22 protein-coding genes, 1 pseudogene and 1 other annotated feature are annotated in these 20,259 nt (G+C 50.1%); all 23 genes and pseudogenes read right to left on the reverse strand.

The annotated features are described in order from the left end of the window. Positions 1 to 238 precede the first annotated feature (238 nt). The 23 genes and pseudogenes from THEAE_RS0110205 to THEAE_RS0110320 all read right to left on the reverse strand — a co-directional run bounded on the left by THEAE_RS0110205 (position 239) and on the right by THEAE_RS0110320 (position 19,997). Complete coding sequence (locus THEAE_RS0110205; RefSeq protein WP_052329915.1) at positions 239 to 1,369, reverse strand: TIGR04053 family radical SAM/SPASM domain-containing protein; 1,131 nt, start codon at positions 1,367 to 1,369, stop codon at positions 239 to 241. Positions 1,370 to 1,637: 268 nt separating this feature from the next. Continuing rightward, positions 1,638 to 1,823 carry a YgaP family membrane protein gene (locus THEAE_RS0110210; RefSeq protein ID WP_005583971.1) on the reverse strand — a complete coding sequence of 62 codons (186 nt, stop codon included), beginning with the start codon at positions 1,821 to 1,823 and terminating at the stop codon, positions 1,638 to 1,640. Between the two features lie 120 nt (positions 1,824 to 1,943). Next, positions 1,944 to 3,278 carry a bifunctional folylpolyglutamate synthase/dihydrofolate synthase gene (locus THEAE_RS0110215; protein WP_028987387.1) on the reverse strand — a complete coding sequence of 445 codons (1,335 nt, stop codon included), beginning with the start codon at positions 3,276 to 3,278 and terminating at the stop codon, positions 1,944 to 1,946. Between the two features lie 17 nt (positions 3,279 to 3,295). After that, positions 3,296 to 3,913 carry a hypothetical protein gene (locus tag THEAE_RS0110220; RefSeq protein WP_028987388.1) on the reverse strand — a complete coding sequence of 206 codons (618 nt, stop codon included), beginning with the start codon at positions 3,911 to 3,913 and terminating at the stop codon, positions 3,296 to 3,298. A 55-nt stretch (positions 3,914 to 3,968) separates the two neighbouring features. Then, positions 3,969 to 5,252 (reverse strand): GTPase ObgE, encoded by a 1,284-nt coding sequence (gene obgE, locus THEAE_RS0110225; protein WP_028987389.1) that lies wholly within the window; start codon positions 5,250 to 5,252, stop codon positions 3,969 to 3,971. Between the two features lie 101 nt (positions 5,253 to 5,353). Next, positions 5,354 to 5,944: a Spo0B domain-containing protein gene (locus THEAE_RS0110230; RefSeq protein ID WP_245605620.1), complete on the reverse strand. Its 591-nt coding sequence runs from the start codon at positions 5,942 to 5,944 to the stop codon at positions 5,354 to 5,356. Between the two features lie 300 nt (positions 5,945 to 6,244). Further along, positions 6,245 to 6,712 carry a hypothetical protein gene (locus tag THEAE_RS23405; RefSeq protein WP_028987391.1) on the reverse strand — a complete coding sequence of 156 codons (468 nt, stop codon included), beginning with the start codon at positions 6,710 to 6,712 and terminating at the stop codon, positions 6,245 to 6,247. Between the two features lie 9 nt (positions 6,713 to 6,721). Continuing rightward, positions 6,722 to 7,036, reverse strand: a complete 315-nt coding sequence (gene rpmA, locus THEAE_RS0110240) for a 50S ribosomal protein L27 (RefSeq protein WP_005588828.1) — start codon at positions 7,034 to 7,036, stop codon at positions 6,722 to 6,724. A 31-nt stretch (positions 7,037 to 7,067) separates the two neighbouring features. Further along, on the reverse strand, positions 7,068 to 7,403 hold the full coding sequence (locus tag THEAE_RS0110245) for a ribosomal-processing cysteine protease Prp (protein ID WP_211233498.1): 336 nt from the start codon (positions 7,401 to 7,403) through the stop codon (positions 7,068 to 7,070). Positions 7,404 to 7,408: 5 nt separating this feature from the next. Then, positions 7,409 to 7,720, reverse strand: coding sequence for a 50S ribosomal protein L21 (gene rplU / locus THEAE_RS0110250; RefSeq protein ID WP_005588826.1), 312 nt, complete (start codon positions 7,718 to 7,720; stop codon positions 7,409 to 7,411). Between the two features lie 14 nt (positions 7,721 to 7,734). Beyond that, positions 7,735 to 7,811, reverse strand: a sequence feature (ribosomal protein L21 leader region). Positions 7,812 to 7,856: 45 nt separating this feature from the next. Further along, complete coding sequence (locus THEAE_RS0110255; RefSeq protein ID WP_156920596.1) at positions 7,857 to 8,711, reverse strand: site-2 protease family protein; 855 nt, start codon at positions 8,709 to 8,711, stop codon at positions 7,857 to 7,859. 25 nt (positions 8,712 to 8,736) lie between these two features. After that, the gene (locus THEAE_RS0110260) at positions 8,737 to 9,408 is read right to left on the reverse strand and encodes a peptidoglycan DD-metalloendopeptidase family protein (protein ID WP_156920597.1); all 672 of its coding nucleotides are present in this window, start codon (positions 9,406 to 9,408) and stop codon (positions 8,737 to 8,739) included. A gap of 71 nt (positions 9,409 to 9,479) precedes the next feature. After that, complete coding sequence (gene rodA, locus THEAE_RS0110265; protein ID WP_028987395.1) at positions 9,480 to 10,619, reverse strand: rod shape-determining protein RodA; 1,140 nt, start codon at positions 10,617 to 10,619, stop codon at positions 9,480 to 9,482. A 50-nt stretch (positions 10,620 to 10,669) separates the two neighbouring features. Further along, positions 10,670 to 11,464 carry a septum site-determining protein MinD gene (gene minD, locus THEAE_RS0110270; protein ID WP_028987396.1) on the reverse strand — a complete coding sequence of 265 codons (795 nt, stop codon included), beginning with the start codon at positions 11,462 to 11,464 and terminating at the stop codon, positions 10,670 to 10,672. Further along, entirely contained in the window at positions 11,465 to 12,142 is a 678-nt protein-coding gene (locus tag THEAE_RS0110275; RefSeq protein ID WP_028987397.1) for a septum site-determining protein MinC, read from the reverse strand. It abuts the gene before it with no gap. Between the two features lie 148 nt (positions 12,143 to 12,290). After that, on the reverse strand, positions 12,291 to 14,315 hold the full coding sequence (locus THEAE_RS20655; RefSeq protein WP_028987398.1) for a peptidoglycan D,D-transpeptidase FtsI family protein: 2,025 nt from the start codon (positions 14,313 to 14,315) through the stop codon (positions 12,291 to 12,293). After that, a complete protein-coding gene (gene mreD / locus THEAE_RS0110290) occupies positions 14,316 to 14,846 on the reverse strand; it encodes a rod shape-determining protein MreD (protein WP_028987399.1) in 531 nt (176 codons plus the stop codon). It lies immediately after the preceding gene. Continuing rightward, positions 14,843 to 15,697, reverse strand: a complete 855-nt coding sequence (gene mreC, locus THEAE_RS0110295; protein WP_028987400.1) for a rod shape-determining protein MreC — start codon at positions 15,695 to 15,697, stop codon at positions 14,843 to 14,845. Before mreC ends, mreD begins: the two co-directional genes overlap by 4 nt. Before the next feature lie 27 nt (positions 15,698 to 15,724). Continuing rightward, positions 15,725 to 16,756, reverse strand: a complete 1,032-nt coding sequence (locus tag THEAE_RS0110300; RefSeq protein WP_028987401.1) for a rod shape-determining protein — start codon at positions 16,754 to 16,756, stop codon at positions 15,725 to 15,727. A gap of 179 nt (positions 16,757 to 16,935) precedes the next feature. Continuing rightward, positions 16,936 to 17,628, reverse strand: a complete 693-nt coding sequence (radC, locus tag THEAE_RS0110305; RefSeq protein ID WP_028987402.1) for a RadC family protein — start codon at positions 17,626 to 17,628, stop codon at positions 16,936 to 16,938. Positions 17,629 to 17,741: 113 nt separating this feature from the next. After that, positions 17,742 to 17,897, reverse strand: a pseudogene (locus THEAE_RS22610) (Maf family protein); the annotation flags it as partial. Beyond that, positions 17,855 to 19,696, reverse strand: coding sequence for a recombinase family protein (locus THEAE_RS20660; protein WP_052329917.1), 1,842 nt, complete (start codon positions 19,694 to 19,696; stop codon positions 17,855 to 17,857). The gene THEAE_RS20660 and the pseudogene THEAE_RS22610, both read right to left, overlap by 43 nt. 37 nt (positions 19,697 to 19,733) lie before the next feature. Then, a complete protein-coding gene (locus THEAE_RS0110320) occupies positions 19,734 to 19,997 on the reverse strand; it encodes a hypothetical protein (protein ID WP_028987403.1) in 264 nt (87 codons plus the stop codon). Between the last annotated feature and the right edge of the window lie 262 nt (positions 19,998 to 20,259).

The following is a 20,259-nucleotide window of genomic DNA, read 5'->3' on the forward strand; positions in this document are numbered from 1 at the left end:
ATGGGGATGGCCATCGCCACCTGTGCTTTCCTGGAAGGAACGATTCTCCTCGGGCTTTTCTTGGGGGGAAATCTTTCAATTGGGTGGGGACTGCCCCACTTCTCGAGAGGTGGTATGGAATCTTCCTTTTAGTCCGGAAAGGGGTGACGGAAGAAGGAAAGTACCACTTAGGGATGAGTTAAAGACAATCGAAAAAAATCCCCTGTTTCACTCGGACAGGGGATTTTTGCTTCTCTCTTCATATGGCCTTCTCCCGAAGAGCTTTTGGGATATAGATGCAGGTGGGTTCACTCGCCAGGTAATCCCCGGTCACCCCATATGCCCTCGCCCTGGAGCCGCCGCAGATCTGATTAAATTCGCAGACCCCGCACTTTCCTTTAAACCCGGAAGGATTCCGGAGGCTCTTAAAGATGGGAGATTCCCGGTAAATTTCCGCCAAAGGCTGTTCCCTCACATTCCCTGCTTTAATGGGCAGAAAGCCGCTGGGATAGACGTCCCCAATGTGGGAGATGAAGAGAAAACCGTTCCCATCCCGTACTCCCTGGGGAGCACGGCCCAGGAGGTCTTTGATGCCCCCCTCTTTCTGGGCGATGTAATCCTCGTAGCTCGCTGTCCCCTTTTCCTTCTCCAATTGTTGCAGATAGAAACGGCGGTAATGATGCGCTTCCGTCGTTTTGATCTGGAACGGGACCTCTTTATTCTTCCGATAGAGCCAGGCGAATACCTCTTCCGTCTCTTTCGCCGTGATCATATCCTTCACCTGCCCCCGTCCGGTGGGAACGAGAAAGAATACGCTCCAGAGGACGACCCCCTTTTTTTCCAGAAGGGCGGCGATGTTGTCCAAATCCTGCAGGTTATAGCGGGTGACGGTGGTGTTAATCTGGAGGGGCATTCCTAATTCGCGCAAGTAATCGATGGAGCGCATGGTGAGGTCAAAGGAACCGGGTACCCCGCGAAAGGCATCGTGTATCTCCGCATTGGACCCGTCCAGGCTAAAAGCCCAGCGGGAAAGGCCAACCTCCTTCGCCTTTCTCATCGCTTCTTTCGTCACTTTCGGCGTGGCACTCGGCGTCATGGAGACGCTTAATCCGATGTTGACGGCATACTCGGCGAGGTCAAAGAGGTCGGGCCGCATGAGAGGATCTCCCCCGGAGAAGACGAGGAGCGGCTTATCCAGTTCCAAGATCTGATCGAGGAGCCTCTTTCCTTCTTCGAAGGTGAGCTGCCGTGGATCCGCTTGGTACTGGGCTTCGGCCCGGCAATGCAGGCATTTTAAGGCGCACGCCCGGGTTACTTCCCAGATGACAATAAAGGGATTTACGTTATAATCCCGGGGTTTTACGGAAAGGGGTGTTGTCGGAGAGTCCATAGGTATTCCCCCTCGATTCTCTTTTTCCTCATCTTATCATTTCTTTCTCCCCAAAAATGTGACAGAAATCATACGTTTCACGGGGAAAGCGGCATTTCACCAATTTGTAACATTTCCGTTTCCTATTCACACCCTATGGATGAACCGTTTATCCACAATGACACAGGCAAAAGGGAGAAAAAAAGCTCTCCTGCCGATGGCAAGAGAGTCCAAAGTTCATCGATTTGGAAAGAATTGATTTGGAAAGAATTCCGACTATCGGGCCGTCTTACCTTTTTCCTGCCGTATTGATTCGAAACAGGGAATACAGGGGACAATAGCCGAACAATCCCGTCAAGAGAGGAATAAGTCCCAGCCAAGCCCAGGGCGTCTGTGGAGGAAGGAAAAGGAATGCAAGAAGGATAAGGCCAACCACAACCCGGATCACCCGATCCACCGTACCCACATTTTTCATCATCACACCTCCTATATACCTATACTACTTATAGTATACACCTTAAAAAAAAGAAAAGCAGAGGGATTTGTGACGGTTCTTTGAAGGATGGAAGGAGGAACGGTGTAGATGAACTTAGGGCTAGGGTGAGCGACCTAAAACGCGCAACATGTCGGCGACGAAGGATTGGGTCCCCATCAGCACCAAAATCCCGTTCCCATCAAGTCCCTCTTTTGTTTTAACGAGTGCTCTCTGCGGATCCGGAAGATGGCCTCCCCTTCCGCCCGCCTTTTGCAGCAACTCTTCGTAAGGGGCTTCGTAGGAAAGGGAAGGATTGGTCGTCTCCGTGGTGACGATGAGGTCGGCCGTCTCAGCCCATACCTGAAGGACCCCTTCCACATCCTTGTCTTTCGGCAGGGAAAGGAGGACGTGAAGGCGGGAATGGGGAAGGGAGGCGACGAGGCGGGAGAGGGATGCGGCGGAGGAACGGTGAATTCCCCCGTCTAAGATGATGAGGGGGTTCCTGCCCAGGATTTCACCCCTTCCCGGCCAGCGAAAGCGGCCAAAATCGCTCTTCTCCACGATTCTTTTTCCCTTCTCCCCAGTCCAATCCTTCACAACCCTTAGGGCGAGAGCCAGGTTTTCCCCTTGGTATTCCCCTAAGAGGGGAAGAAGGATGGGAGGAAGGCGTTCTTCCCCCAGACGAACCGTCGCTTCCGTCCCGGCCAGGGTGACATTCACTTTTTCAAGGGAAAAGTCCCTGCCGTACTCCCTCCAATGGATGAGGGAGGGAGGGGAAATCCCCCGCTTCTCTTTCCAATTCTTCATCTCTTTTAACGCTTCTTCCCCTTGGCGGCCAATGTAAACCCGCTCCACTCCCTCTCGGATGATGCCCAATTTATGGCGGACCACATCGGTCAAAGTAGAGCCCAATTGGTCCAAATGTTCCTCAAAGAGAGGGGTGATGACCGCCACCTGATGGAGGACTTGATTGGTTTCATCCATGAGGCCCCCGCGTCCTGCCTCCAGTACGGCGACCTCCACCTTCTCTTCTTGAAAGTGGAGAAAGGCGAGGGCTAGACTAACGGCGATGGGGCCGATATATTCCCCTTGAAGGGGCCGGACAGGAATTTTCTCCAGCTCCTCTTTTACCCGCTCCCCGTGGCGGTGAAAGGCATCTTTCGGAATGGGCAGACCGTTAACGCGAATTCTCTCCCGAAAATCGAGCAGATGGGGACTGGTAAAAAGCCCTACCCGAAACCCCATACTTTCCAAAAGAAAGGAGATCATCCGGGATACGGAACCTTTTCCCTTGCTTCCTGTTACCAGGATGACAGGGATTCCCCGATCCGGACTTCCCAACTTGTCCAAGAGGATGCGGGCAAATTCCGGCTTTCGCACCTCCTCATCCCGCTTGGAGCGAAGATGAGGGAGAGCCGCCATATAGGAGGCGTAGATGAAATCTTCTTCCAACATGCGTTCCTCCCCCTTTCTTACAAAAAATGAAAATCCCAGGCTTCTTGTCCATGAAACGGGCGGAAGGAGACTGCCTGGCGAAAAGATTCCACCACCCGGTGAAGAATGCGTTCCTCCTCCTCGTGAAGTTCCTCTCCCATGATGAGGACAAAACGGGTAACTCTCCCTTGCCCCGTCCTTAATAAAATCTCCCGGACGAAAATCTTCTTCTCCGTTACATGCTGCCGATAGGCGAGGAAATAACCGGAATAGCCTCCCGATGCATAGGGGAGGACTGAGACGGCATCGATGGAGGGGGCGGAAAGGAGGCTGGTGTCGATAAAGCCTTTCAGATCTTTGATCTTCCACCCCTGTACCAGCATGGTGGTACCTTCCCCCGCAGCCATGATCGTGTAGTAAACCTCTTCCCCGGTATAGGGTTGAAGATCCACCCTCCACGTGGAGGGAAAGGAGAGACGGACTCCCAACCGCTTAAAATGGTATTCCGTAAAAGGAGGGTTCCGCTCCCATGCCGGTGAGGAATGTTCCGTTCCGCTCACGAGGAGGAGGGGAAGCAAGGTGAGAGTCAAGAGTATGCCGTTGAGGAGAAAAAAAGGAACGGTTTTATGACCGCCGATGGGAAGAATTCGTTTCATGGAAAAAACTCCTTTCCCTACTACCCTATGTGAAGGAAAGGAGATTAGACATGTCTTAGTCGATAAATTCAAAAATGAGCTCACCGATGCGGACGGAATCTCCATCTTTCGCCCCCATCTCCCGGAGCGCATCATCGACGCCCATGCGCCGTAGGATGAAGGCGAATCGTTCCGCCGCATCTTCAAAGGAGAGGTCGAGGCGGCTTACCATCTGCTCCAGCCTGGGGCTTACCACCACAAACATCTCATTCTCCCGTTGGACGGTAAAGGCAGGTTCCTCCTCTTTCGCCCGGTAAATCCGCCGTTCCGGCTCCTCTTTCTTTTCCTCGACAGGGGTTTCTGCCGGTAAGGTTTCGAGGCGTTCGGCAATGGCAAAGATGAGTTCTTTTATCCCTTGCCGGGTCGCAGCGGAGATGGGATAGACCGGAATCTCCGGAGGAATCTTCTCTTTGAAGCGAGCCAGGTTCTCTTCCGCCTCGGGGAGGTCCATTTTGTTGGCGGCGATCATCTGGGGGCGTTCCGCCAGGCGAGGGTTATACCGGCGAAGCTCTTCCTTGATCACGAGATAATCCTGATAGGGATCCCGACCTTCTACGGCCGCCATGTCGATCACATGGAGGATGAGTCGGGTCCGTTCCACATGGCGGAGGAATTGGTGGCCCAAGCCCACCCCTTCATGGGCCCCTTCGATAAGCCCCGGCAGATCGGCCATCACAAACCCACGTCCCTCTTCGATCTCCACAACGCCCAAATTGGGGGAGAGGGTGGTAAAGGGATAGGAAGCGATCTTCGGCCTTGCCCCCGATACGACGGAAATGAGAGTTGACTTCCCCACGCTGGGATAACCGACCAAACCCACATCGGCGATCACCTTGAGCTCCATCCGTATGTAGCGTTCTTCCCCGGGCTCTCCTTTTTCCGCAATATAGGGGGCTGGGTTTTTCGGCGTGGCAAAGCGTACATTCCCTCGACCTCCCCGGCCTCCTCGGGCTACAACCACACGCTGACCTGGAGTAACCATATCGGCTATCATTTCCCCCGTATCGTCATCATAAAGAACGGTGCCTGGAGGAACCTTGACCACCAGATCTTCCGCACCTGCCCCATGCTGGTTTTTGGTCCTGCCGTTCTCCCCCTTGGGGGCTTTAAAATGCTTTCTATATTTAAAATCGATCAAGGTGCGCAGCCCTTCATCCACCACAAAGACGACATCTCCCCCTTTGCCGCCGTCTCCGCCCCAAGGTCCACCCCTGTCCACATATTTTTCCCGGCGGAAGGCAATGATGCCGTTTCCTCCATCTCCCCCCTTCACATAGATTTTCGCTTCATCCACGAACATCAAACTTCACCTCACTCTTCTTCTCCACACGTTTGCCCGTTTATCTCAACCAATCTTTTCTTTCTTCGATTCGATGGATGCTTCTCGCCCATCCGGGCTCTCTAGTTTTCTTTCCAGTTAAGGGAAAGAGCCCATTCTTTTTCGTTTTTTCCCATCTCTTCCACATCGAAACCCTTTTCCAATCTCCCTTTTATCTTTTCATACTCATCGATCCGGTCCCCGCCGATGGGAGGACAGAAAAGGTCGATGGTGATGCGGGGAAGATCATTCAACCCTTTCTCGAAACGGAGCATGAGGCTGCACTCCTCCTCGCAGTTTTGAAGATAATTTTTCCCGATCCATTGAAGGAGATCTCTGATTTGTTCCCCTCCTTTTCGCTCGCGGAAAGAGCGGGGAAGGGAAACCGATTCAGAGATTTCCACCTCAAACTGAATGTTGGGATAGAGAAGGGGATATCGATAAAGGAAGATCACCAGATCAGGGTCACCCAATCGGGAGAGGAGATGTTCCTGCTTGAAATGTTCCACCAATCCATAAAGGCTTTCTTTAGCCTGTTCCTCTTTTCCCAGGGAAAGGTAACCAAGGGCGATCTGCAGATGATTGAGCAGCAGATGGCGCTTCCACGTCAAGATATCCAGGAACGTTTGGCTGTCATGCATGAAAAAACGATCTACGGTTTCCGCCTTCACCATGTCCACGCGAAACTCCCCCCATTAAGAGCCTATTTTCCGGATCGACGCTGACTTTCTTATTATACTCTTCATATGGTATACTGCCTAGTAAATTCCGGATAAAGTGAGGAAAAAAACCATGAACGGATTCTCTCCCCATTCAAGGACCGGATCCATACCGGTTTATTTTATGTATTATCCGTTTCGTTTTACAGACTCTAAAAATATCGTACGGGGAGTGCCCTATCCCTTCGATCCCATCCTTCCCCTTGTATTATATCCCCTCTTGGTTTACTCTGCCATGCCTAAAGGGACTCCACCTTATCCGGGTCCTCCTATCGGCAAAGGGGGGCTTCCCTGGGCAGATCCGTCCCCTCCGTCGCCCGGCTTGGGAGGAGGACCTCTTTTTGTGCCTCCGGGAGGAGGGGGCCCTTTCCCGAGCTCCGGCGGCATCTTTCCTCCCCCTTCTCCTCTTAGCGGCGGAACCCCACCTCCTCTTTTCGGCGGTTTAGGCGGAAATCCATCGTCCTCTTCCTCTACAGGGCCCCCTTCTTCTCCCTTGGGAGGGCTCTTCACACCGCTTCTTTCCCCTTTCGGCGGTTTAGGCGGAAGTCCCTCGTCCTCTTCCTCTGCAGCCACCCCCTCCTCTCCCTTGGCGGGGCTTATCACCCCGCTTCTTTCTCCCTTTGGAGGGGGGGGAACGCCGGGGCAAAACTGGTTTTGGTAGCGGGACTTTACTCCCGGCGCCAAAAGACCCGACTCAGGCTGAGTCGGGTCTTCCAGGATCATCTCATGAACTTACGCTTGAAGAGTTTCTGTCTCCACCGCTCTTTCGACGGGATAGATGGAGACCTGTTTTCGGTCACGACCTAAGCGTTCAAAGCGGACAATCCCGTCTGCTTTCGCATAGAGGGTATCGTCACCGCCACGTCCCACATTAAGGCCGGGATAGATGCGGGTTCCCCGTTGACGGACCAGGATATTTCCGGCCAAAACGAATTGACCGTCAGCCCTCTTGACACCAAGACGTTTTGCGATGCTGTCACGTCCGTTCTTGGTGCTTCCTACCCCTTTCTTTGAGGCGAAGAATTGTAGATTAAGCGTGTATTTCATGCGGAACACCTCCTTTAACGGTACGAAATCATCACTCGCTCATTTCTTCAATGACTCGAATATATTTTCCATAGCTATCTTCCAGGGAACGAAGAGAGAGCAGCATGGCTTCCAACAAAAGATGAATCTTTCCCTCCACATCCGCCGTGATTCCCTCCGGAAGATGAAAGTGGAGAAAGCCGCTCTTCCCCATCCGTCTCACCGGATCTACCCCGAAGAGTTGATGAATCGCATTCGCCATGCCGATCGTAACAGCGGAAATCCCGGCACAAACCAGATCCTGCCCGGAAGGGGCGTATCCGGCATGTCCCTCGATCTCAATCTCGGCGATCTTCCCCTCTTCCTTGCGGTAAACCTTTACCGTCACCATGGTTACGCCCGAATCGCCTCAATCGTCACTTTGGTATAGGGCTGACGATGGCCTTGCTTGCGGCGATAATTCTTCTTCGCCTTGTACTTATAGACGATGATTTTCTCTCCTTTGCCCTGCTTATCCACTTTGGCCGTCACGGTGGCTCCCGCTACATAAGGGGTACCTGCAACGACACCATCCTCTTTGGAGAGAAAGAGAACTTTATCAAAGGTGACGGTCTCTCCCACCTCCACCGGAAGCTTCTCGATGAAGAGGACGTCCCCTTCCTGGACGCGGTACTGCTTCCCGCCTGTCTCAATAATGGCATACATGAACTTCGCACCTCCCATAGACTTAGACTCGCCGCCGCAGGTGAGCCGAAAAGACTACTTCATAACCTGCTCGGAGCGGTTGAAGTGCGGGGGCACATTCAACAAATTCCACTTTACCACAGGGAAAGGGAGGATGTCAACTGGGAATTTCCTTCTCTTCTTCCACTTTCCCGATGGGTAAGAAAGGAGTCTTTTTCCCAAAGATCTCATCTAAGATGCGCTCCTCCCGAAGATAGCGGGAGGGAGAGCCTGTTTCATAAAATTTCACCTGAAAAAGGTGATACCGATAACGATACATCCCTTCTGCCGCTTTACGCAGGCTCCTCGACGCAGGAACCGAAAGGATTTGGAGAGGATAAGTTCGCTCTTTCCTATAGAGGTATCTCATAAGGAGAAATTTCATAAGACGGTAAGGGAGGTAACGATATTCCCGGTATAAGGTGAAAAGGAGATAGGGAAAGATGAACCAGAGGGAGAGGGAGAAGGTCCATCCCAATTGCGTGAGAAGGAGCATGACGAGGAGCAGTCCCCCCCCTGCGTAAAGAGTGAAGAGGATGGCTACGCGATAAGGCAGGCGCAATGCGGCGAGAAGTTGAAAAAGACGGCCGCCGTCCAACGGATAGAGGGGGAGAAGATTAAAGAGGGCGAGGGCGAGATTGCCTTCGATCATGAAACGGCTCCAACCGGAGCTGATCCATCCTGTATGATTTAAAAATGATGCCAACAGGATCAAAAGGAAATTATTACAAGGTCCGCCCAGCACGACAACCGCCTCTTCTCTCGCATCAGGAAGCAAAGGGGAAGAAACCTCCATCAGGCCACCAAAGGGGAGGAGGCGGATCCGTTCCACGTGCCACCCGAAATAGCGAGCCCAAAATAGATGTCCCCATTCGTGGAACAAGAGGATGGCAAAGAGGGTAAGGACCTGTAAAAATTGCCCGGTCATCAGAGCTAAGAACAAGAAGACGAAAAAAAAAGGGTGAATTTCCATCCTCATTGTTAGAAGGTGTAAACTCTTATTCAAAAGGGATCACATCCATGGGATTGATCGCCTGATCCTTCTCCCGAACGGAAAGATAGAGCGATTGTTCCGCCACGAGGGCGATGACCATATCGGGATAGACCCAATCCTCTGTATTCACGTAGATCTCCCCTAAATAGCCGTAAATGCTCACCTTCCCATCGCCATGCTGAATCACGATCGCTTTTCCCAAACCTTTCGTCTTTCCCACAAATCGTACCCAGCCTGTACCGATGGGATGAACGGGACTCCTCACCCCCGTTTCCAGGATCACCCCGTTTCCGTTGCTCTTAAAATCTTCGACGATCGTTCCCTTGAGGGGAAGGGAAAAAACCGTGACCGTCTCTTCTTCTTTTTTCTGCAGGAGGGGAAGGAGGGTCAGAGAGGATGAACCCAGCTCCCGTTCCACCCATCCTTTGACGACCTCAAATGGGAATTCTTCCGCAAATCGCTGGGTTAAAAAGGAATGTACGGTTTCTGACCAAGGAAGGGGAGTATGCATCGAAAAAATAATGAAAAGAAGGAGAAGGAAACTGATCCCACTTTGGAAAAGGAATCGCCTCGTCCAGGAGGCCCATGGTTTTCCATGAAGGCTTCCACCTCGTTTCCGGTAGGACCGAAGCCATGCCTTTCTCCTTCGTTTGATCCCATCGCCCGTGATCCGCATCAAAATCCCCTCCTCGGAAGAGGCCTCTTTTTCATTCCTATGACCTGTCCCAAGGGGGTATTCCACTTCTCCTAAAACATAAGCTTCTTTCTCCGAAGCCCAATGTTTAAGACAATCGCGATCGCGATCATATTGGTAAGGAGTGAGCTGCCTCCATAACTGATAAAGGGAAGGGTAATCCCGGTAACCGGCATAATCCCGATGGTCATGCCGATGTTCTCAAAGATCTGGAAGACAAACATGCCGACAAAACCGCCGATCACATATTTCCCATAATCATACTCCGTTTCCATGGCGATCCGAATCAAACGATAGATGAGGAGGAAGAAGAGGAGGATCAGGATGGAAGAACCGATGAAGCCAAACTTTTCCCCAATGACGGAGAAGACGAAATCGGTCTGGGCTTCCGGAACCCAGTTTGTCTCCGTCAAGGTCTTTTGGGTAAATCCTTTCCCCTGCAATAGTCCTGAACCGATGGCAATGAGGGATTTGCTTACCTGGTACCCTGCATCCGCGGTTGAAGCGGCATCCGGATTGAGGAAGACGGTAATCCGGTTCCACTGGTACTTCTTGATGATCTTATCGAAGAAGAAATCGTTGTGAAACAGATAGATATAAGCGAGGACGGCGATGCCGCTAAGACCGATCATGGCGACGTAGAGAATGTGGCGCCAGCGAACTCCGGCGACGATGAGCATGGCGAAGAGGATGCCGATCAGGATGACGGCATTCCCCAGATCAGGCTGTTTTACGATGAGGAGGAAAGGGAGGCCGAAGAAGAGAAAAACAGGCCAAAGCTGGTAAAAGGCCCTAATTTCCACTTCCTTTTCCTTCATCCGGGAGAACCAGTAGGAGACGGCTAGGATCGTGAATAATTTCATGAATTCGGCAGGCTGGATTTTAATCCCTCCGAACTCAAACCAGCCCGTTGTATTATTGGTAATCGGCCCAAAAAGAAGAAGGGCGAGCAGGGATAAAACCCCGACCCCCCAGAGTGGATAGGAAAGATAGGTGAGCCAGCGGTAATCGATCCACTGGAAAAGGATGAGAACCCCAAAGCTTATCCCATACCAGAGAAGTTGCTTCATCGCTTCTCCATGGGTCGGATTCGCCCCTGAGATGCCAAAATAGCTAAAAAGGGCCAATCCCCCCAGAATGAAAAGGATGGACCAATCAAAATAACGGATGAAACGAATTCGATCCGGATTCATCAGTTAACCCTCCTTTCCTTTCCACGCAAAGACATGATGTCAAGGGTTGTTCACAGACCGAACATTTTCTTCATCTTCCCAAAGACCGACTCTTTCGCCTCAAGTCGCATGAGGGGGACGGTCTCTCCCAGGATGCGGCGGGCGATGTTTCGGTAAGCCTGGGAAGCACGGGAATGGGGATCCATGACGGTGGGCACCCCTTCATTGGTCATCTTGATGATCGCTTCATCATCGGGCACAATGCCCAAAAGGTCAATGCCTAAAATCTGGACGATCTCATCGACTCCAACCTGTTCCAGCTTTTTCGTCATGTGGGGGCGGATGCGGTTAATGATCAGCTTGGGAGAAGAAAGCCCCCTCTTCTCTAAAATCCCGATCACCCGGTCGGCATCTCGAATGGAGGAGACCTCCGGGGTGGTAACGACGATGGCCTGATCGGCGCCGGCGACAGCATTATTAAACCCTTGCTCAATTCCCGCCGGCGAATCTAGGAGGATATAATCATAGGAAGGCTTTAATTTCTCCACCAGTTTCTTCATCTGGTCCGGAGTCACCGCACTCTTATCTTTCGTTTGGGCAGCGGGGAGCATCACCAACCGGTCCTCAAAATGTTTGTCCCGGACAATGGCTTGTTCCAAGCGGCAACGACCTTCCACCACATCGACAAGGTCGAAGATGATCCGATTTTCCAGTCCCATGAGAACATCCAAGTTTCTAAGGCCGATATCTGTATCGATCATGCATACTTTTTTTCCCAACATGGCTAGGGCCGTTCCAATATTGGCAGAAGAGGTGGTCTTTCCCACTCCGCCTTTCCCTGAGGTGATAACGATCGCTTCCCCCATTCACCGATTCCTCCTTGCTTCTTCTATATGATGAGGTCGTAACTGTTTTAGTAATTGAATCCGCGCCAATTTGATCAGCCCATCCTCCAGGTAGGCGAACTTCATCTCCTCCCCTTCCTCCCGAATCGGAAACTCCTCCACGATCACATCGGCGATGCGAAGCTGCATCGGCTTAAAGAGGCTTGCGGCGATGATCTTCCCTTTATCCCCGTTTTTGCCGGCATGGGCGATTCCTTTTAGGGAGCCTAACACATAGATGTTTCCATGGGAGACCACCCAACCGCCCGGGTTTACATCCCCTAAGACCAAAATGTCCTGTTCGCTCTCCAGGATTTGGCCGGAGCGGACGATCCCCACTTCGATCTTCAGGGACTTTTTCTCCAGGAGCCCCTCCACTTCCTCTTTAGAGAGGACGTCGGTATAAACCTCCTTCACGATCAGGTTTCCTGCCTGTTCGATGAGACGGATGATCCTCTCTTTCTCTTCCGGTCCGAGATAGCGGTTCCCAAAATAGAGGGATACGTGGGTTAAAGGGCCCTGGAGGAACCGGGCATGGCTCACCCGGATCTTTTGTTCCAATTCCTCAAGAAGTTCCTGATAGGAGCAGTGTTCATCCATCAGGAATTGAAGCCCCTCTTTATTTCCTTTGATGAGTATATGCTGTCTGGTCATGGTCATGGGCAACTCTCCCCCTCTTTACCTATTCGGCAGACCTCCCCTTTTTCCTGCCGTACGATCTATCGTTTTCTTACGAATACGGAGAGTTTCTCCCTTTGCATGCATGACGTACTTCCTCCTGGAGAGTTACCTGTTCATTCAGGGCGACTTACGGCGTTTTCTTTCCTCCTGCAGGATTCTCGGCAGCGGTTGGCCCTGTGCTCCCCGATGCAGGTCGGTCCAAGCCAAAATAGGATTCAACGAGGCGGCGGGCGATGGGTCCCGCCGAGTCCGATCCCCCTGCCCCTCCCGGAACGACAACGACGAAGGCCATCTGGGGATCTTCATAGGGAGCATAACCCACCATGAGTCCATTGGTATTATTGCCGGTTCGCTGTACCGTTCCCGTTTTGGCGGCCACATGGATGGGCAACCCGGCGAAGGTGGAATAGGCGGTTCCACCCGGTTCGGTCACCATGCGCATCCCTTCCTGGACCAATTTAATCCATTCCGGTTTGATGTCCACCTGATTTAACACTTCCGGTTCTTTTCTCCAGAGGAGTTTTCCGGGCCCATCCAGATTGTCGTCCGGCTCCCGAATCTCTTGAACCACATAGGGGCGCATCCGGTACCCTCCGTTGGCGATGGTACTTACATATTGTACCAGTTGGATCGGGGTATAGTTATCGTACTGGCCGATCATGGCATCTGCAAGTCGGCCCAACTCCTCCGTCTCCGCTCTCCACGCGATGTTCTCTCCGGGGAGATCGATCCCTGTTAATCTTCCTAAACCGAACTCCCCGTGATAGTGATCGATCACTTCAAATTTTTGCTTATATAAGGTCTTCGATTGGGGGTAACGGGCGAGGCGCATCGCCAGCTCGTACATGTAGGTGTTGACCGACTTCTGTAAAGCTTGCCGGGCGTCCACCCAGCCAAATCCCCCCGGTTTATAATCTCGTTTGATAAGATTTCCCACTTTATAAGAACCGGTGGAGAGGATTTTCTCGTTGGGGGTGACCAAGCCTTCCTGCAGCCCGATCATGACGGAGAGCATCTTAATGGTGGAACCAGGGGCGAAATAGCCTGCGATCGCCTTGTTTTGTTCCCGACCGAATACTTGCGTTTTATACAGCTTTCCAAAATCGGGGCTGTTATAAATGTTCGGATCATACTGCGGGTAATTGGTTAATGCTTTGACGGCACCGGTTTTCGGATCCATCACCACGGCGATGGCGGAATTGACTTGGGGCAGCGGATTTACTTTCCGGGTTTGAAGATTCTTCACTTCTTCCGCCAGGATCTGTTCCACCTTCTGCTGATATTTCGCATCGATGGTGAGAACCAGATTATTCCCCGGCTTTTGGGCGACCACCTCTTTGGTCTCCAGGGTTTTGGCCACATTATTTACCCTCACTTCCTGTAAGCCATTCGTCCCCCTGAGCACCGATTCATACGATTTTTCCACCCCTGCATAGCCTACCTGTTCGTTTAAGCTATATCCTTTCGCCAGGTATTCGTCTGCCAAATTGGAAGGAATTTGCCGCATGTAGCCTAAAATATAGGTGGCAAACGCCCCTTTCTTATATTGGCGCATCGAATCGACAATCACATTCACGCCGGGGAGGTCAACTCGGTTCTCTTCGATGGTAAACATGATCTCTTTCGGGATGTCTGAGACGATACTCCGGGGGAGATAACGGGGCATGTTGGGGGTATAACTTTTCACTTCCCATTCCTCGGGGCGAAATGTGAAGGTCCCATTCTCCTGTTCCTTCTTCACCTTATCGGCGAACTCTTTCTTCGGCTCATACACATAGCCGCTGTCCATCTTTTCCAGCAGGTAGACCCGGTTGTACGCAGGATTTAGGGGCAGGAGGATCTTCTCCAACCGTTCGGCAACGGCGAGAATCTCATCCTTTTTAAGATTTTCATCCAGAAAGGTAATGGTATAAACCGGTTTATTATTGACCAAAACCTCACCGTTCGCATCATAGATCCACCCCCTGGGTGCCGGCGTGGAGATGGTACGGATGCTCAGCTGTTCCGAGGCGCGGACGAACTTCTCCCCTTCGACAAGTTGCATGTAAGCAAGGCGCAGGACCAAGATGACGAAGAGAAAAAAGGTGATTAAAAAGATGATATTAAAACGCCGGATGAAGCGCCTCTCTTCCAGTTGTTTCTGTTCCTCCATTTAAATCCCCCTCTCCTCATCTTGTAACTCTTCCACCGTAAAAAGAGAGGAACGAGTCACCCATGGATAAACGGCCAACGCAAACCCCATATTGACAAGGACATTGGGAAAAGCTTCCCGGAGAAAAAGGTAGGATGGCGAAATGTCGGTCAGGAGAAATAAGGCATGGAAACCATAGAGCCATAGATCGAGAGATAAAGAGGCTATACCGCTCATGGTAAGGGCAAGCCACAGGTTGTGATGCAGGATCCCTGTTACATTATGAATCATGCTGCCAAGAAGGGTATAAATGAATAGATTTAGGCCAAAAATGCTACCAAAAGCAATATCGTAAAAGAGTCCGAAAACGGCTCCGAAGAGAAGCCCATCCTTGCTCCCCAGATAGAGGGAGATATAAACCACCAGGATGAGGACAAGGTGGGGATGAATCCATAGATCGTTTCTTAAGGGGGAGGGAAAAAGGAGGGGAAGGACCGTACCTTCCAACAGAAAAAGGAGAAGAAGGAGGAGAAAAAGTTTGAAGCGCTTCATGGATTTTCTCCCCCTTCCTTCAACTGGTCTTCCCTCATCACCAGAAATACCTCATCCAATTGGTAGAGATTGGCAGCCGGCTTTACATAGGCCATCTTGGTCAGGCCATCCTCTCCGGGGAGAATCTCCGTCACCTTACCGATGAGCAACCCCTTTGGAAATACCCCTCCCAACCCGGAAGTGACAATGGAATCCCCCACCAACAGGTTTGATTCCAGGGGAATCTTCCTCATGATGAGTTCTTTCCGCTCTGCATCATACGACTCGACAATCCCGAAGGTCTCCGATTTCCCCACGCTTAAGACGGAGATGTGCCGAGTTCTTTCGATATCGGAAATCAGCCGGACGTTGGAGGTAAAATAGGAGACATTCTCCACCATCCCCACCAACCCCTGAGGCGTGATGACGGCCATGTCCGGTTTGATGCCGTCCTTCTCTCCCTTATTCACGGTGAGGACGTTGTACCAAGTATCATGTTGACGGGCGATCACCTCCGCCGCAGCCAGGCGATACGCCTTTAAGGTGGTGGGGAGGTTCAACATCTGCCTTAGCCGCTCATTCTCCTTCTTTAACAGCTCATACTCTGCCTCAAGCTGGGCGAATTGGTTGAGCGCCCCTTTTAATGCCTTGTTTTCCCCATAAAGATTAAAGATCTTCCCCGCATCGGTAACGATTCCCATCACTTTTTTGACCGGTATGGAGACCGCCTCCTGCATGAGGGCCAGGCTATCCTTCACGAAGCGTTCCGGCCAATTTAGCGAACCTCTCCCCCCCAGCGTGAGTCCGGCCACGATAATGAGGAGGATGAGGGCGATTAAAATCAAGATAAAACGACGGTAAATTTGATTCATCGGTAAGCCCCCCGAATAGGGCGGTTTCTACATTCTCCCCACTCGTTTATCGTTGTTTTTCTTAAACAAATGAATATGCTCCAAGGCACGGCCTGTACCGATGGCCACGCAGTCCAAAGCGTTTTCCGCCACGAAGACGGGCATCCCTGTCTCGTTGCTTAAGAGCCGGTCCAGATTTCGGAGGAGCGCTCCTCCCCCCGTAAGAACGATTCCCCGATCCATGATGTCGGCGGCTAATTCAGGAGGGCTCTTTTCCAAGGTCACTTTTACTGCGTCGACGATGGTGATCACCGTATCGGAGAGGGCTTTGGCGATTTCGGTGGAGGTGATTTCCAAGGTTTTAGGAAGTCCGGAGACCAGATCCCGTCCCCTGACCTGCATCGTCTCTTCTTTTTCAGGAGCGATGGCCGAGCCGATCTCCATCTTCAGGATTTCAGCGGTCCGCTCTCCGATGAGGAGGTTATAATTTCGTTTTATATATTGAATGATGGCATCATCCAGTTCGTCTCCGGCAACACGAATGGATCGGCTCGTCACGATCCCTCCCAGAGAAATAATTGCCACTTCTGAGGTCCCTCCGCCAATATCCACCACCATGCTTCCGGTCGGCTCCCAAACCGGCAGATCGGCCCCGATGGCGGCGGCAAAGGGCTCTTCGATGGTCATCGCCTCTTTGGCCCCTGCCTGGCGGGTGGCATCTTCGACCGCCCTCTTTTCCACCGCCGTTATTCCTGAAGGAATGCCTACCATCACGTTGGGACGACGGTGGATGATGCCCTTTGTCTTTTGGGCCTTCTGGATGAAATAGCGGAGCATCGTCTCGGTCGTTTCAAAGTCGGCGATCACCCCGTCCCGCATAGGACGTTTCGCCACGATATTTCCAGGGGTGCGTCCGATCATGTTCTTCGCTTCGATTCCCACCGCCTCTACCGTTCCGGTTTTGGTGTTTACCGCTACGACGGAGGGCTCCCGCACAACGATCCCTTTTCCCTTTACGTAAACCAGGGTATTTGCGGTTCCCAGGTCGATTCCCATATCCCGCGTCATGCTAAAAAACATCTATGATAACCCCTTTCCGGTCATTCGCCGCATAGATTGATGTGATACAACTTTTCTATTGTACCACGGATTAATGAAGATGTATCGAATCAATTACAGGAAATTATCGTATATTTCATGGATTTTCATTGGAGTCCTATGGATTCCTCATAGCCCCGAATGAAAGAGAGGGTTTGGGGTTAGATCAGGCCTCGTTCCTTAAAGCTGATGAAGGTCCCGTCACCGATCACCAGGTGGTCCAAGACCTCAATGCCGAGGAGCTTGCCGCTTTCCACCATACGCTTTGTCACCTCGAGATCTTCCCGGCTTGGCGTGGGATCCCCACTGGGATGATTATGGAGAAGGATGAGGCTGGCGGCGCTTTTCCGGATCGCTTCCCGGAAGATTTCCCGAGGATGAACCAACGAAGAGTTTAAGGTTCCCACAAAGAGGGTCTCCTGCCCGATCACTTGGTTCTTCGTATTGAGAAAGAGAGCGACAAAGTGCTCTTGGTGAAGGTAACGAAGGCTATCCATCATATATTCCGCCGCATCTTGGGGGCTGTGGATCCGGACTTTCTCCAGGAGGTTTCCCCGGGAAAGGCGGCGTCCCAATTCCAGCCCCGCCTTGATTTGGATCGCCTTCGCCTCTCCCACCCCTTTGATGCTTTTCAGTTCTTCCAAATCCATCTCCAAAAGCGCCCGTAGGGAACCGGCACGATTGAGCACCTGATCGGAGAGGTGCATGACCGATTGTCCCTTCACGCCGGTGCGAAGAAGAATGGCCAATAATTCTGCATTAGAGAGGCTTTCGGCCCCAAAACGCTTCATTCTCTCCCTGGGACGTTCCTCCTCCGGAACATCCCGAATCATCAGACGGTACTCTTCATCCATCGTACCTCTCCCCTCTACCTCATCCCTTTTAAAGCGATCGCTCGTTCTTACATTCTTTGTTTTATTTTCTTTTCTCTCGGTTATCCGGCCGATTTCTCCTCTCGCCTCGAATCTCACTTCACACGATCTCTTTTCAGCACATCGATTCCAAATTCCCGCAGCATCCGGGCAAACAGTGGGAGGGGGAGTCCTACGACGGTATAATAGTCGCCATGGATCCATTCAATCAGCGTCGCTCCCAACCCTTGAATGGCATAGGATCCTGCTTTGTAGTGCTAAATGGTTCTTTTAAGGGGTGAAAACCACCATTTATTGACATTACCAAAGCAGAATGTCCCGCTTTATTCTCCATAGCTACAATTGATACGAATGATTTCGTCACAGCCCCTGCCTTGTAGGTAACGGTGGCTTTGTTGTCCCCACCACCGGAACCATCTGGATCATCACCTCCATCGTAATGAAGTAATTGCTCAATATTGGCTTTCAAGTATATTGTAGGTTCCCCATCTTTACTAACGATTATTTTGTCAATAAGGATCTCAAGGTCTTTACGATTTAGTGTATCCTTTGCTATGATATCATCAAATACTTGAAGTGCCGTTCTTGCGCCTTCCTTGAACATACTCGACTTCTCTCTAACAGCGGTCAATTCCTCAATCTGCTTTGAAACAGTACTAATATGTTGGCGTTTTTCTGCTTCTAGCTCAGCGTAGGTTTCAGAGATCATATCCTCCATGTCAGGATTTTTGGCAATGTCCTTAATTTTTTGCGACAATGTAACTTTGAGTTCATCTGAAAGTTGCTGAAGTTCTTTATTTAACCTCTTTAAGGATACCTCAAAATTATCTTCTCGTTCAACACGATCTTTCAATTTAGCATCAAACGCCGCGATTGCACTTGATAACTTTTCTCGAAGCACAGTAAGATGGGCTTTAATTGCAAGCACAAGAGTACGATCTAAGATGTAGTGCGTTGAACAAGCAATTTTACCGACTCTCCTATAAGTCCCACAGATGTAGGACTTATGTTTGCCCTCCTTGTTAAGAGCAACCATACCATGACCACAATCAGCGCATTTCAGAAACCCCGAGAAAAGATTTATATGTTTATGACCAGTACCTCTATAGTTTCCATCTAAACGCTTATTGGCTATTGTTTGAGCTAACTCAAAATCTTCTTTACTTATAATCGCTTCATGATTGTTTTCAAAGACATATTGCTTAGCTGGATCAACTTTTGACGCTCTACCATTAATCTCACTAAGTAGGAACTTTCCTTGTCTAAGTGTTCCGATATAAAAATCATTTCTGATGATTCGTTGAACCATTCTTTGAACCCAAACATTTGTAACACTCTTCTTATATACTTTACCCGCTTCAATCTTCTCACGCTGTATTATCATTGAAGGAGTTGGAATCTCATTTTCAGTCAGGTAAATACATATCTTCCTATAACCATACCCTTGCAAATACATATCAAAAATTTTTCTAACAACCCAAGCTGTTTCTTCATCAATAATAATCTTCTTACGATCCATTGGATCTCGCTTATAACCATATGGGACTGGAGCTAAAAATACGCCATCTTTCATTTTTGTCCTAATATTGTCTTTGATCTTTTTACTTATATCCTTAACATACCTTTCATTATACCACGTTTTTATACCAAGAATCGAATCATCGTCTTTCTCTGAATCATAATTGTCACTAATCAATATTAACCGGACACCTAGACGTTTCATGTCTTCAAGAAAAAGCAAGGTCAATGCATTATGTCTACCAATACGAGATAAGTCCTTGGTTGCCAGAATAACTTTATACCCATTCTCAATAGCTATATTAATTTCCTTTAACATACGATTAAAATCAGGTCTATCAAAGGTATATCCACTTACGTTATCATCTTCAAACATTACAATATTCGAAGAAGAGTCCTTAAACACTTCTGCAAAGTAATTTTTTATCAATTTCTTCTGCGCAATAATTGTCGCATAGTTCGACCTATCTTCATCTCGGCTGATGCGTGAATAACCGAAATATAGAGTCCTGCTTCCAATATTTTGAACCATTGTTCTATACACCTCATTCCAAATTAAGTAGTGCTTATTATAACTTAACTAACCATGTCGGTTCAACACTGTGTTGTTGGAGAGCATTTTCAAGAATTAGCTTTTCAAGACCAAATCTCACATCCTCATCTCCAGAGATAAAAGTAACGATCTTAAACTTCTTCGAATTCGCATTTTGCTTCAATTTGACAAACTCCTCAGAATCCTTTTGACTTTCAGTCATCCAAACGAAAACCAACTTATTTTCGCTATCCACTTTAACTTTCAATTGGCTGATTCCGACAGACAATGAACTAGACATGTGATTCACGACTCCTCATCAATATTTGGAGCGATAACCCCATGTCTATGTAAAAAATCTCTTGTTCCAACTCCGTAAGAAGAAGAATTTCAGACCCCCATAAAGCTGAAAATACCCCTCCCGCATTTACCAACTCCATCGTCAGAAATCAGATTAGCCAAGTAGCTAGTAATACCCCGGCATTCAAACAATTTCAATCATAGGTAAACCTCAAATTTTTACGGATTAAGATCACAAGTGCAATACAAATATGCATTGGTGA

Source organism: Thermicanus aegyptius DSM 12793 (assembly GCF_000510645.1).
GTDB lineage: Bacteria > Bacillota > Bacilli > Thermicanales > Thermicanaceae > Thermicanus > Thermicanus aegyptius.